Origin of the sequence: Streptomyces sp. NPDC006624 (assembly GCF_040611555.1) — a bacterium.
Classification (GTDB): Bacteria; Actinomycetota; Actinomycetes; order Streptomycetales; family Streptomycetaceae; genus Streptomyces.
In genome coordinates this window covers 14,436-27,326 of the sequence record NZ_JBEXOM010000017.1, presented here as the reverse complement: position 1 = coordinate 27,326, position 12,891 = coordinate 14,436, and the positions used below count along the sequence as shown (strand labels likewise).

8 protein-coding genes are annotated in these 12,891 nt (G+C 75.5%); 1 reads left to right on the top strand and 7 read right to left on the bottom strand.

All coding sequences use genetic code 11. The annotated features are described in order from the left end of the window. The first annotated feature begins 52 nt into the window (after nucleotides 1–52). Nucleotides 53–436 (top strand): DUF5997 family protein, encoded by a 384-nt coding sequence (locus ABZY20_RS27160; protein ID WP_356444519.1) that lies wholly within the window; start codon nucleotides 53–55, stop codon nucleotides 434–436. Nucleotides 437–502: 66 nt separating this feature from the next. Here the strand turns inward: ABZY20_RS27160 and ABZY20_RS27155 are convergent, their stop codons facing one another. From ABZY20_RS27155 to ABZY20_RS27125, 7 genes are all read right to left on the bottom strand, one after another. Then, complete coding sequence (locus tag ABZY20_RS27155) at nucleotides 503–1,396, bottom strand: peptidoglycan-binding protein (protein WP_356444517.1); 894 nt, start codon at nucleotides 1,394–1,396, stop codon at nucleotides 503–505. Next, nucleotides 1,396–2,943 carry a DUF6519 domain-containing protein gene (locus ABZY20_RS27150; protein ID WP_356444515.1) on the bottom strand — a complete coding sequence of 516 codons (1,548 nt, stop codon included), beginning with the start codon at nucleotides 2,941–2,943 and terminating at the stop codon, nucleotides 1,396–1,398. Before ABZY20_RS27150 ends, ABZY20_RS27155 begins: the two co-directional genes overlap by 1 nt. 61 nt (nucleotides 2,944–3,004) lie before the next feature. Next, the gene (locus ABZY20_RS27145) at nucleotides 3,005–5,191 is read right to left on the bottom strand and encodes a hypothetical protein (protein WP_356444513.1); all 2,187 of its coding nucleotides are present in this window, start codon (nucleotides 5,189–5,191) and stop codon (nucleotides 3,005–3,007) included. After that, nucleotides 5,191–9,015: a putative baseplate assembly protein gene (locus ABZY20_RS27140; RefSeq protein ID WP_356444511.1), complete on the bottom strand. Its 3,825-nt coding sequence runs from the start codon at nucleotides 9,013–9,015 to the stop codon at nucleotides 5,191–5,193. Before ABZY20_RS27140 ends, ABZY20_RS27145 begins: the two co-directional genes overlap by 1 nt. Then, nucleotides 9,012–12,146: a putative baseplate assembly protein gene (locus ABZY20_RS27135; RefSeq protein ID WP_356444509.1), complete on the bottom strand. Its 3,135-nt coding sequence runs from the start codon at nucleotides 12,144–12,146 to the stop codon at nucleotides 9,012–9,014. The genes ABZY20_RS27140 and ABZY20_RS27135 overlap by 4 nt, the downstream gene beginning before the upstream one ends. Further along, nucleotides 12,143–12,547: a GPW/gp25 family protein gene (locus ABZY20_RS27130; RefSeq protein ID WP_356444507.1), complete on the bottom strand. Its 405-nt coding sequence runs from the start codon at nucleotides 12,545–12,547 to the stop codon at nucleotides 12,143–12,145. The genes ABZY20_RS27135 and ABZY20_RS27130 overlap by 4 nt, the downstream gene beginning before the upstream one ends. Further along, nucleotides 12,544–12,885, bottom strand: a complete 342-nt coding sequence (locus tag ABZY20_RS27125) for a hypothetical protein (RefSeq protein WP_356444505.1) — start codon at nucleotides 12,883–12,885, stop codon at nucleotides 12,544–12,546. Before ABZY20_RS27125 ends, ABZY20_RS27130 begins: the two co-directional genes overlap by 4 nt. Between the last annotated feature and the right edge of the window lie 6 nt (nucleotides 12,886–12,891).

Sequence of the window (12,891 nt, the reverse complement as noted above, 5' to 3'; positions counted from 1 at the left end):
CAGGTTACCGGCCGTGGTCGGGACCCGCGCACGCGCTCGATACCCTGGCGGTATGACGTCGCACCAGAACACCCAGACGATGAAGCCCGCCACCGCGGCGAAGAAACTGGGTGTGTACCTCGAGGCCACCCCCGCCGAGTTCCGGGAGGGTGTCGTCTCGCGCGCCGAGCTCGGTGAGCTCCAGGCGAACCCGCCGCAGTGGCTGCAGGACCTGCGGCGCAACGGCCCGCACCCGCGTCCGGTGGTCGCGGCGAAGCTGGGCGTCTCCATCGCGGGTCTCGCCCGCGGTGGCGTCACCGAGCCGCTGACCACCGAGCAGATCGAGACCCTCAAGCAGGAGCGGCCCGAGTGGCTGGAGCGGGAGCGGGCCACCCAGGCGGAGGTCCGCAAGGAGGCGGCCCGCCTGAAGAAGAAGAACGCCGAGCGCGACAGCTGACCCCGGCGGCCGTCCGGCGGCGCCGGTGACCCGGGTGCGCCCCTCCCCGGGGAGGGGCGCACCCGCTCACTTCCCGGACTTCGGCACCTTCAGCCGGTCCCAGGTGAGCTTGCCGGGGATGCCGTCGGCGTCCCGGCCGGAGAAGCCCTGCTTCTGCTGCCACAGCGCGTAGGACCGGCGGTCGGCCTCGGACCAGTCCGGGCTCGGGCCCTCCTCGTAGCGGCTGCAGCCCTCGGCGACCAGGCGGCGGCCCATCGCGGTGATGATCGGGGAGCGCTGCCCGACGTGGAAGAACGCGGCGCCCGGGAACGGCTCGTAGGACGGCTTGGGCGACGGCTTCGGGTCCGGGGCGGGCTTGCTGCCGCCGGCGCCCTTGAGCCGGTCGCGTATGCGTCCCCGCATGCTGTCCATGGTGAAGCCGCGCGGGTCGACCTTGCCCGGCTGCCACTCCTTGTGCCCGATGACGGACCGCTCGGACCAGCCGTGGTGGCGGCAGATCGCGGCCGCCACCTTCTCGATGGCCTCCTTCTGCGCCTCGGGCCAGGGGTCCTTGCCGTTGCCGAGGTTGACGCACTCGAAGCCGTAAAAGTGCCGGTTGCCGTCGGTGTCGGCCTCGTTGTCCGCCGGGAGTGCCGACTCGTTGACGACGGCGCGCAGCACGTCGCCGTCGCCGAGGCCCGCGTGGTTGGCGCGGCCGTTGCCGACCAGGTGGACGTGGCCCTTCTTGTCGATCACGCCGTGGCAGAGCGGGCCGGGCAGGCTGGCGTAGCCGTCGTAGCAGATGTCGACGGAGGCGGCGGTGCCGGAGGTGACGGTGTGGTGGATCATCACGCCGTTGACCGGGCCCCACGGGCCCTTGCTGTTGCGGTTGTGGGTGCGCCAGCTGCGGACCTCGTGGACGGTGAGGCCCTCGGCCCGCAGGATCTCGACGAGCTTGGACGCGCTCAGCGGCTTGGCCATCAGTGGTCTCCTTCCGCGGCGGCTTCCGCCTCGGCTGTGGTCTGCGACCTCCCGTGGGAGGGGTCGGCCTCGGCGGCCTGTTCCTCGCGGCGGGCCCGCTCCTCCGCGGCGAGCGCCGCCGCGTCGGCGGGCGGCATGCTGCTCGCCAGCGGGCCGAACGCGAGACGCAGGTCGACGGAGCTGCCCTCGCCCTTGATCAGGGCCAGCGGGGCGAAGTGCCGGGCGATGCCCGCCGGGTCCCGCAGCAGCGGGCGGCGGGCGGTGTCCACCGGCCACTCCACGCCGCCGGTGGCGGTGCGGGCCGGGACGAGCCAGTGGTCGCCGGCGCGGTAGGCGCCGCCCGGGGCGAAGTACACCTCCACGCCGTCCTCCAGCGGCAGCCACTCCCCCTCGATGACGGGGACGGCGCCGCCGCGCAGGGCGGTGCTGCGGCCCTTGCGCCTGGGGCCCGCGGTGTGGTCCCAGCGGCGCAGGTACGGGTTGAGGTGCGCCAGGCGCCCGACGCCCCCGGCGGGTTCGGCGGACAGGCGGACGCGGCGGCCGGGCAGGTCCAGTTCCTCGACCCGCAGCAGCGGCTGGGGCTCCAGGCGGGAGGTGTGGGCGGTGTCGGTGAGCTCGACGTGGTCGCCGACGTCCAGGTCCAGCCTGCCGTCGTGGCCGAGGGACACCAACTGCACCCAGGTGCCGTCGAGTTCGTCGACGGGGAAGACGACGGAGCCGTTCTCCCGGGACCATTTGAAGGTGGCGTCCTCGGCCTGCCCGCCGTGGTGGACCTCCACCCGGTACAGCTGGTTCTCCGGGCCCCGGTAGCGGGCGTCCGGCTTGACCAGGCAGGGGTCCTCGTCGGCGTGGCCGGGCCGCTCGCTGCGTGCGGCGAGCCGGGCCGAGGGGGCCGCCTGCCGCTGCGCCCAGCGGGCGAAGGCGGCCCGGACGACCTCCTTGGACGGGTCGGTCTCCTCGACCTCCAGCTCGGCCAGGGACAGCGGCAGCACCTGCCAGACGACCTTCAGCCGGGCGGCGGTGTCGGGCATGGCGGCGCCGAGGGCGACCTCGCGCAGCGCCGGGTCCTCGGCCGCGCCGACCGACCGCTCCCACACGTTCAGGTAGACGACGAACGGGCTCTGGGCCGGCGAGGGCAGCCGGTCGCCGGGCCTCTCCGGGTCGCGGAAGCCGTCGGGCTGGTCCCAGTAGGTCCAGTGCGCGGGCGGCTGCGGCGCGGATTGCTCGTTCTCCTCGCCGGTGACGGGCACGCCGGGCGCCGGGCGGTCGGCGTCGCACAGGATGCCGTCGACGTAGTAGCGCCCGCCGTGGATGAGGAGGGTGTCGATCTCGTGCTTGCCGCCGACGTACTCGATGCGGAAGCCGGCCGCGTCGCGCGGTCCGCCGTGCGGTCCGATCAGGTCGGCGGCCAGGCTGCGGGTCTGGTGCAGCTGGATCGCGGTCTGCTCGTTGAGGTCGGCGTCGAGCTGGACGCGTCCTTGCTGGGCGACGACCGCCGAGTAGTGCCGCTCCGGCCGGAAGGTGGAGCGGGAGAGGTCTGCGTGCATGAAGGGTGTCCCCCTGGTTCGGGAAGGTGCGGGTTCACGAGGTCGGTGGCGGGTGCGCGCCTCACGTCACGAAGAAGATCCCGGCGTCCGTGCCGGCCGGGGTGTACTCGGCGAGCCGGGCCCTGAGGCCGTCCTCCCGCTGCGGCCGGTACAGGTCGTGGAAGGCGCCGAGTTCGGCGCCGTCGTCCGCGCCGCGCCGGATCTCCTCGGGGCAGCGGTCGGCGAGCAGGCCGTACCAGGGCGTGCCGTAGCGCAGCGAGGTGAACAGCGGTGCGGTGTCCGGGCAGCGGTGGCGGCGCGGGGTGCGCGAACCGGTGGGGACGCGGCAGTGGCGCAGGCAGCCGATGCCGCGGCGGGCCACGTGGAGGCGGCCGGTGAAGACGCTGTTCTCGGCGATGCGCACCGCGTGGGTGTGGATCTCGCCGATGACGGTGGTGCGGTGCAGGTGCAGCACGGCGTGGGCGTGGCGGCAGTCCGGGGCGGAGAGGGCCTCGCGGTCGTCTGCGGTGGCGTCGAGGACGCTGTCGCTGAGGTGGATGTCGAGGGGGTCCTCGCTCACCTCGTCGCCGATGACCTCGATGGTGCCGAGGACGCTGTGCTCGATCCTGAGGCACGCGGTGGTGCGGTCCAGGACGATGCTCGGCTCCTCCGGCGAGTGCGGCTCGCACCCGGGCTCCAGGGTCCAGCCGGGCACGAGCGTGCTGTGGCGGACGACGACGGCGCCCATCGCGCCGGTGACGTTGATGCCGCGCCCGGCGACGAGCAGCCCGTCGAGGACGACCCGGGGCCGCTCGTGCGGGGCGCAGTCGTCGTTCACCGCGCGGACGTTGAGGGCGTCGGGGCGGTTGCTGTACCAGTCGAGCAGCCGGATGACCGGGCGGGTGCCCTCGGCCGCGCGCAGTTCCAGCCGGTCGCCGGGGTCGAGGTCGAAGTCGAGCTGCTCCTGGTAGGCGCCGCTGTGGGTGATCTCGATGATCCCGGCGGGGCCGGTGCGGTCGGCCCGGCGGTCGTGCTGCCAGGCCCGGTAGGCGTCCATGATCTGCCGGTACGGCTGCCCGGGCCCGACCCGGTACACCTCGGCGTCGGGGCGCGGCTCCCGGTGGCGCTCGTACTCGCCGCCGCCCAGGTCGGCCGCGGCGGCGTGGTGGTGGTCGGTCCACACGCCCTGCCGGGGCGCGGAGCGCGAGCCGAACGCGATCCGGCCCAGCTCGGGGTCGACGGCGACCTGGCCGCGCCGCGGCCGGTAGCGCCAGTCGGAGAGGTCGGCGACCACGATGTCCGAGGGCGGTACGGGACGGTCCTCGCCGTCGAGGCGGATCACGAAGCTCTTGCCGGGGCCGTAGTAGTCGAGCAGCCGGTCGTGCAGGAGGCGGCGGGTGATGAACGCCGGCACGTTGTCGACGGTGGCGAGGTGCGTCGGCGAGGGCTCCGGGAAGGGCTTGGTGACCAGCGGGGTGTCGTTGCCGAGGATGGAGAAGGTGTAGAGGTTGCGGGCCCGGTCGACGCAGTAGGCCGGGGACCGGGTCAGCGCATGCGCCTTCAGCCGCCACACGAACAGCGCGACACCGGCCGGGGTCCAGCCGCCCTGGCGGTGCCGTGAGTCCGCGCGGCGGACGTCGGCTGTCCGGGCCGCGTCGGCGAACGGGCCCCCGGCCAGGGCGAGTTCGGCGCCGTCGCGCAGATCGGTCAGCCGGCCGCGCTCGCCGCGGTGGGTGCCGGTGCCGTAGAGCCGCACCGGCTGGGTGTGGGCGAGCTGCCGGGACAGTTCGACGGCCCGCGCGGGCCAGTCCGCGACCTGCCCGGACAGCTCCTCCAGCAGGTGCAGGGTGCCCTTGCGGCGGCGGCTCGCGACGGTGGCGGCCACGTCGCGGCGCGGGGCGACCGCCTCGGCGAGGGCGGCCCGGCCGCCGTCGTGCAGGCCGGTGGTGAGGACGCTCCCCCAGCCTCCGGCCGGGGGCACCCCCGTCTCGCTTCGCTCGTAGCCGGGCAGGGTGCGGTAGCCGACGAGGTCGCCGAGGTAGGGCAGCACCCAGGGGGCCGCGGTCTCCACGAACAGGTCCTCGTAGCCCTGCTGGACGCCGTCGCGGACGCGGTCGATCTGCTCGGCGACGACGGCGAGCAGCGCGCGCAGCGGCTCGCCCTCCTCGCTGTCGCGCAGCCGGTGCCAGCGGGGCAGCAGCGCGGCGAGGCCGTCCGGTTCCCTGGGCGCGGCCGGGGCCGGCGTCCGAAGCCCGTTGTCCGGGGACATCACTTGACCTCCGTCAGAATCAGGGTGTCCGCGGCCCGGGGCGACAGCATGGCGAGCTGGGCGGGGCGGATGCCGCGGAAGACGTACACCGACCGGCCCCTGGGCAGGCGCCGGGTGTCGGTGATGTCGGGGTTGAGGCGCAGGAGTTCGGCGAGCGGGACGCCGTGGCGGGCGCAGATCTCGGACAGGGTCTCGCCGTTCTCGGCGCGGACGGTGTGGACGCGCTCGTCGTACGCCGCCGGGTGCGCCGGGACGGTCGTCCGGGGCGGACCGGGCCGGGTGAGCAGGGCGGTGAGCTCCTCGGGGGTGGCACCGGCGGGTACGCCGGTGAAGACGTCGACGTCCACGTGGTCGACGCCGGGCACGGTGTGGGCGGTGGCCAGGACCTCGGAGAGACGGGCGGGCCGGCCCAGTTCCCGTCCCTCGAAGCCGAGCCGCCGCGACAGCGCCCGCCGCAGCCGCGGTTCGACGTACTGCCAGGAGTGGCCGGGGGCGGTCCTGACCCGGGCGGCGATCAGCAGCAGCACCAGCTCGCGGCCGTCGACGCGGACCGGCAGGCCCGGGTCGCCGTACGCGGTGAGGGCGCCGCGCAGGGCGCGCAGGGTGTCCGAGTCCGGCGCGATCGGCACGTCGTCGGTGCCCGCGACCGTCACGTGCAGCACGCGCCGCCGCCCGTCGAAGAGTTCGCGTGCGTCGGCCCGGCCGATGCCGGCGCGGGAGCGGGCGAAGTCTTCGTAGTCGGACGCGGACACCAGCCGGTCCAGGGCGGAGACGGCGAGGGGGACCGTGCGGCGGGTCAGCTCCGGGCCGTCGGCGTCGGCGCCGCCGGTGACCGGGCGCGGGTTGGTGACGGCGGTGACACCGAGCGGCCGGGTGAGGGGCTGGGCGACGCGGTCGGCGGGCATGTTGGCTGCCTTGCCGGTGCCGAAGCGGTAGCGGGCCCGCACGTTCTCGTGCCCGGACGGCAGCCGGGCGCCGTGCACGCCGTCGCCGAAGGTCACCGTGGTGCGTCCGCCGGCGGTGGAGCCGGTGATGTACACCCGTTCGGCCGGGCCCCGTCCGGCGAGGCTGTCGACCTCGTTCCAGAGCACGCCGTCGACCCGGATCTCCAGGACCGGGGTGGCGCCGAGGGGGTTGTCGTCGGCGAGCCAGGTCAGCGGGGACTGCCAGAGCGCGAAGGTCTGGTTGACGCGGTCGGAGTCGCCGCTGCCGATGGCCTCCTCGCGGCTCTCGCCGTGGGTGGCCTCGACGACGTTGCCGAGGACGCGGACCGTCTCGCGGCGGTAGCGGTGGGCCAGGTCCGCGGTGAGGACGAGCCGGGTGTGCACGTGGTCGCCGGGCAGCCGCGGGTCGAGCGCGGGGTCGGCGGAGGCGACGGTCACCACCTCGGTGGCCCGCACGCCGGACACGCCGGGGATGTCGCTGCGCTCCCCCGCCACGACGAGGGCGCGGCCGGGGCGCAGCCCTTCGTACAGCTCGGCGAGTTCGATCTCGTTGCCGTGCACGTCCTCGCCGAGGGGTTCGTCCGCGAGGCGCAGCGGCTCGCCCGCCGCGTGCACGGTGGTGTCGCGGATGTGGGACAGCAGCACGTCGAACTCGTCCAGCCACGGGTCGGCCAGGGTGAGTTCGGTGCCGCGCCCGGTGATGCCGTAGCCGGTGAAGGCGGCCGTGCGGGCGGCCACCACCCGGGTGGTGACGAACGCCAGTTCCGGGTCGCCGGGCACGCCCTGGTCCCTGCCCTTGGCGGGCCGCCGGATCGCCACCCAGCTGCCGGCCGTGATGCCCTCGTGCACGGTGTCCAGTTGCAGGACACGGCGGTTGACGGGTTCCGGCTTGGTGGCGATCACGACCGCGACGTGGGGCTCGGCGCTGCCGACGGTGTACGTCAGGCTCACCTCGTACTCGCCGTGGGTGAACTGCTCGCTCGCGCCCGGCCGCAGGACGATCTGCCCGGAGGTGCCGTTGTGCACGCCGACGTGGACCGCGCCCTCGTCGTCGGGCCGCGACACGAACACGGTGCGCTCGGGCAGTCCGGCGTGGAAGCGGGCGGTGACACCGGGTTCCTGGGAGTCGGTGGGGCGCCGGTTGAGCCAGCTCAGCTCGCGGTCCTGGCCGGAGCGCACGGACAGGTCGACCCGGCCGGGGCCGAGGGGGAAGGTGACCGGCTGGGTGACGGGCAGGTTCTCGGCGCGCTGGTCGGAGTCGCCGCCCTCGACGTACTGGAACTCGGCCCGCACCGGGACCTTGCCCGCCGTGTCGTACACGACCCGCAGGGCCGCCAGCACCGCGCCGGTCAGCGGCCAGTCGGCGGTGCGGACGACCCGGCCGCGGTCGTCCTGGACCGGCTTCAGCGGGGCCGTGGCGCCGAAGGGGGCGGCGGTGACGCGCAGCGCGAGCAGTTCGCGCAGGAGCGGGGGCGCGCCGGGGGCGGCGGCCGTGCGCCAGGCCGGGTACAGACCGCCGAGGCCGGGGTCGAGGGCGGACAGCAGGCGGGCGGTGTCGGTGCCGGGGAGCTGCCGGGCGGTGGGGCCTGCCGGGGCACGGGGGGCGGCGCGCAGGGCGGGCAGGACGGCGCCCAGGGCTTCCACGGCCGCTGCGCGCGCGTCGCCTCCGAGGCGCGCGGAGAAGGGCGTGACCGGTTCCGACGGCTCCGCGGACGGCCGGCGGCCCGTCGGGGTGTCCCCCTCGGCCGTCCGCGCGGGAGCCAGCTCCAGCGCGCGTTCGCGCAGTTCCGCGAGCACCGCCTCCAGCCGCTCGAACCACGCCGCCACGTCCTCGTACGCCGCCGCGAGCACCTGGGCCTCGCCGAGCCGGGCCAGGGGCTCGTCGAGGCGCGCCGCGAGCCGTTCCGGCGTCCTCACACCGTCCAGGTCGTTGCGCAGCGGCTCCAGTACCTGGTCCTCGAAGTCCTCCACGAGGCGGCTGACCGGCCGCGGGTTGGGCACCTCCGGGGTGGGCGGCTCCTGCCCCGGCTCCCCGGGCCGGGCGGGCGGCGCCGTCCAGCGCCGTACCTCGTCGACGAGTTCCCGCAGCGTCGGCGGTGCCGACTTCGGCAGGGAGATCGCCGTGACCTCGTCGTCCCGGTCGACCCGGACCTTCGCGACCGGCAGCATCCGGCGTTCGCCACCGGCCTGTTCGCCGAAGACGAAGAGGAGCTGGTCGCCGGTCCCCAGAGCGGTGGCGGTGCCCTCGACGAACAGCTCGGAGCGCTGGTCGAGGTCCTGCGGGGTGAGCAGCGAGGGGCGACGGCGGCGGACCTTCAGCTCGTTGAGGTCCCAGCGGGCCGTCAGGTCCCGGCCGGTCTCGAAGGTCAGCGACTCCTCGTCGGAGGAGGCGGGCACGCTGTGGCTGCGCGCGCCGCGCGGGATCAGCACGTTCTGCGCCTCGGCGCGCGGGTCGCGTTCCAGGGTGTACGCCAGGTGCGTGGCGGCGGCGACGCCGGGGCGCGGGCGGTGCCCGACGAGCCGGCCGAGCAGCACCAGGGAGCGGTGCTCGTTCGCGGTGCGGAGGTAGGCCTCGTCGGCGATCCGCTCGGAGTGGAAGGTGAGCAGGTCGCCGAGGACGGCGGCGGCGTCGAGCAGGCCGATCGCCGGGTCGTCCGGGGTGCGGACGGTGAGGCCGTTCAGGGCCGGGTAGGCGGGCGAGGCGAGCCGGTCGAGCAGGGCGGCGCGGAAGGAGCCGTACTCGCCGACGCGGTAGTCCAGCGCGGTCCGGCCGGGCGGGTTGTGCGGCGGCCGCGGCGCGAGGCGCTCGTCGTGGCCGTCGCCGCAGGCTCCGCCGCAGCCGCAGCCGCCGGTCCCGGGGACCGGGTGCGTGTCCGTCATCGGGCACCTCCCAGGGTGATCGCCAGCAGGCCGTTCTCCGGCCGGTCGGGGTCGTTGTCGCAGGTGGCGATCTCCAGCGGGCCGAGCCGCAGCACGCCGTCCTCCCTCGCTCCGCGGTCCGGTCCGGACAGCCGCCGCAGCCGGGTGACCTCGACGCTCTCCACGCCGGGCACGGCCGCGGCGGCGGCGACCAGGCGGCTGAGCCGGACCGGTTCGCCGAAGGTGAGCGCGTCGGGGTGGAAGAAGCCGAGCCGCCCGCCCGGCAGCCGTCCAGCGCCCAGGACGCGGTACAGCTCGGACAGGATCTGCCCGTGCTGGTGGCCGGGCGCCGCGCACACGGTCAGCGCGATGTCGAGCGGCACCATGCGGGCGGGACCGACGACGAGGTCGTGGCCGATGCGCCGGTAGGTCTCCAGGGCCTGGGCGACCGAGTCGAGCAGCTCGCGCGAGGGGGCGGCGGTGCCGTACGCGTCGATCGCGACGTGCGCCTCCTGGAGGCTGCCGGTCCAGCGCAGTTCGGCCGCCGCCCGCTGCACGCCCGGCAGGGCGCCGGCGAGGGCCGCGTAGTCCTCGGCGGTGACCGCGCGCAGGCGGGTGCGGCGCAGGTCGAGCGGGGCGAGCTGGCGCACCTGCTCGACGGGTTCGGGCCGGGTTCCGCCGGTGGCGGGCAGCGGGTTGCGCACGAGTGCGGCCGGGGCGTCGCAGCCGTCGTGCACCACGAGGTGGTTGATGGCCTCGGCGCCGACGTTGCCGGCGGTGCCGCCGCCGAGCCGGTAGCGCACCTCCAGGCGGGAGGCGGGCGTGGGCCTCACTCCGTGCCGGCCGTCGCCGAAGCGCAGTGCCAGACGGCCGTCGTCCTCCAGTTCGCCCACGAAGTGCCTGTCGCGCGGGCCGCTGCCGAGCAGGTCGCGGCGCGGCAGCCAGGTCTCGTCGCCGTCGTGCAGCCGGACGGCGGGGAGTGCCTCGCGCGGGTCCTGGCGCAGGGCGGCGGTGGCGGAGCCGCGCAGCACCGGCTCCCCGGGGTGGAGTCCGGCGGCGTAGGCCGGGCCCCAGGCCTGTGCGATCTCCCAGGCGAGGGAGCCGTCGAGGACGGTGCCCGCACGGGCCCGGGCGGCGAGGACCTCCACGCGGCGCAGCTTGGTGTCGAGCAACTGGTCGCTGCGGTAAAGCAGTTCGCGCAGGGCACGGACCGGGTGGCGGCGCAGTTCGAGGCGCTCCAGGACGTTCAGGCCGTAGATCACGGCGAGTTCGGCGATCTCCTCCTCGGTGAGCCCGTCCCGGTCGCGGGCGCTGCGCCACAGCTCCACCAGCCGCTGCCGGACCCGGCCGGGAACGGCGGCGATGCGTTCGGCCTGCCCGGCGGCGACGGTTCCCGGGGCGGGGAAGGGCACCGCCTGGGTGACGGGCGTCCGGCCGAGGACCGGGCGGAAGCGGGGCGCGATGCCCGGGTAACCCGACTGGGCGAGCAGGGTGCGCAGCGCGGCGGCCTGTGCGTACGCCGTGCCGGGCACGACCTGCTCGTGCCGCTGCCCGGCGCTGCGCAGTCCGAGGCCGGCGCGGTGCGTGGCGGCCTCGCCGACGACCTCGAACAGGGCCCGGACGTCGTCCGGTTCGAGGGCCCGGCCCGACTCGGCCCGGTCCGTGAGGGAGGTGATGAGCCGCGCGGGCGCGTTGCCCGCGTCGCCGTCGTGGCAGCCGCAGGCGGGCGAGGCGGCGGGGTGCCCCGGGGAGGGGCAGCAGGGGGCGGCCGCGGCGGGTGCGGGCGGCACGGTCACCGTCTCGGGCGGTCCGGTCAGGGTGCGCCCATGGTCGACGAGGACGACGTTGCCGCGGGCCAGGGTGACGTCCTCGACGGGCAGGCAGTGGCGTCCCGCGCGGGTGGTGAGGCGGAGCGGGAAGCGCAGCGCGTCCTCGGCGGACCAGGTGACCTCCAGGACCGGCTGGTCCTCGATGCGGTCGAGCCCGGGGGTGACGGAGGTGAGGCGGACGGCCTGGCGGTGGGCGGGGTCGGCGTCGCCGGGGGTACCGGTGCGCGGGCCCTTCACCTCCTCCAGCACGATGACGTCCCCCGGCTTCAGCCGCAGGCGGCGTTCGCGGCAGGTCTCCGGGTCGGTCCAGGCGTCCCGCAGGGTGGCGGAGGTGGCGCCGCGCGGCAGGACGCACACCTCGCCGCTCCAGGTCCACAGCCGGATCGCGTTGTGCGCGACGCGCAGCTCCAGGGGGTCGGTGGGGACGACCGGTTCGAAGACCTCCACCGAGCCGCGCTCGTCGAGGTCGCCGAGGTCGGCCTCGTCGATGACCGTGCCCGGCTCGGGGCGGTCGTGCGGGTCGAGGCCGCGCACGTCGACGGAGGCGAAGCGGAAGGTGCCCGGCGCGAGCGTCCGGTCCTGCGTGGTCCGCACGGTGACGAAGGCGCGGGCGGTGCAGCCGTCGTGCATGGCGTAGTCGATCAGCCGCACGTGGCGGCGTACGGAGACGCGGCGGCGTGCGGTGTCGAGGTAGGCCTCGGTGGCGACGGCGTCCTGCTGGTAGCTGATCAGGTCGCCGGTGTGGGCGAGCAGTTCGACGAGGGTCGTGCCCAGGTCGGCGGGGTTGCGTTCGGTCCAGTCGGGCGTGGTGAGCGCGAGCCGGTCCAGCAGCAGCTTGCGGATCGTCTCGTAGTCCCGGGCGGTGTAGTCGACCACGGGCGCGGCCGGGAAGGCGGGCTCCTCCTGGGGCCGGTCCGCGCAGTCGAAGGGGGTGGGGCAGTCGGGCCGGAAGTGGAACGTGGCGCTGTGGTAGCGCTGGTCGAAGCCGCGGTAGGGCTCGGTGCCGGGCCGTCCGTACGGGTCGGTCTCGACGAGGGAGAGCCGGTAGCGGGAGGTGTCGCCGGACCGGTCGAGGGTGACGTAGAGCCGGTCGTCGAGCTCCGGGTCCTCCTCGCGTTCGACGCTGACGTCGACGGCGGTGATGCCGGTGACGCGCCGGCCGCCGTCGATGCGGACGTTCTCCGGGCCGAGGCCGTGCGGGGCCTTGCCGAGGAAGGTGACGGTCAGCAGCAGGCCGTCGTCGCCCACCTCGACGCTGTCGACCCCGTTGAGCCGGGCGGCCCTCACCTTGCTGCGGCGGGACGCGGTGACGCCGGTCGTCATGCGGCCGCCCTCCCTTCGAAGACGTCGTCGCGCTGGGCACCGGTGGCGCGCACGGCGTACGACAGATGGACGCGGACGACTCCGTCCTCGCCGCCCTCGCTGACGATGTCGAGGGCCAGGACGTCGATGAGGTCGCCGAGCCAGCGCTGCAGCTCGGCCTGTACGGACAGTTCGAGCGTGCTGATCAGCTCGGGGCTGTCGGGTGCGAACACCAGGTCCAGCAGCCCGCAGCCGAAGTCGGGGCGCATCACCCGCTCGCCGGGGCTGGTGAACAGCAGTTGCTCGATCAGGTCGTGGACGTGCTCGTCGTGCCCGGCGTGCGCGGTGCGGCCCCGCCGGTCGGCGCGGAAGGGGAACGCGAGGTCGGAACGGGGCCTGCCGGCCCGGCTGGTGGCGCTCATCGGACGGTGACCTTTCGCTGCGCTGCCTGGACGACGGGCGGCCCCTGCGGGATCAGGGCCGCGCTGAGGCACTGGGCCGCCGAGGTGTCGAGCAGTACCGGCGACCCGTCGACGGTGATGCCGGTGGCCGGGGCGGTCCAGCGGACCGTGACGCACGGCGACGGCACCCGGTCGACGGTGTGCGGGCAGCCGGTGACGACGTGGCCGTGCGCGGCCGTGGCCACGGCGGCGCCCGCGATGCGCAGGCCGCCGGCGGGTGGTGCGGCGGGGGTGACGCGGCCGCCGTGCGGGCAGCCGATCACCGTGCTCGCGTCGAGCGGACTCCCGGTCCCTGACATGTCTCT

Bases quoted from the DNA above. Each gene is read 5' to 3' on its own strand.
- ABZY20_RS27135 (WP_356444509.1), bottom strand. From the start codon at position 12,146: ATGACGACCGGCGTCACCGCGTCCCGCCGCAGCAAGGTGAGGGCCGCC.
- ABZY20_RS27130 (WP_356444507.1), bottom strand. From the start codon at position 12,547: ATGAGCGCCACCAGCCGGGCCGGCAGGCCCCGTTCCGACCTCGCGTTC.
- ABZY20_RS27160 (WP_356444519.1), top strand. From the start codon at position 53: ATGACGTCGCACCAGAACACCCAGACGATGAAGCCCGCCACCGCGGCG.
- ABZY20_RS27125 (WP_356444505.1), bottom strand. From the start codon at position 12,885: ATGTCAGGGACCGGGAGTCCGCTCGACGCGAGCACGGTGATCGGCTGC.
- ABZY20_RS27155 (WP_356444517.1), bottom strand. From the start codon at position 1,396: ATGGCCAAGCCGCTGAGCGCGTCCAAGCTCGTCGAGATCCTGCGGGCC.
- ABZY20_RS27150 (WP_356444515.1), bottom strand. From the start codon at position 2,943: ATGCACGCAGACCTCTCCCGCTCCACCTTCCGGCCGGAGCGGCACTAC.
- ABZY20_RS27145 (WP_356444513.1), bottom strand. From the start codon at position 5,191: ATGTCCCCGGACAACGGGCTTCGGACGCCGGCCCCGGCCGCGCCCAGG.
- ABZY20_RS27140 (WP_356444511.1), bottom strand. From the start codon at position 9,015: ATGACGGACACGCACCCGGTCCCCGGGACCGGCGGCTGCGGCTGCGGC.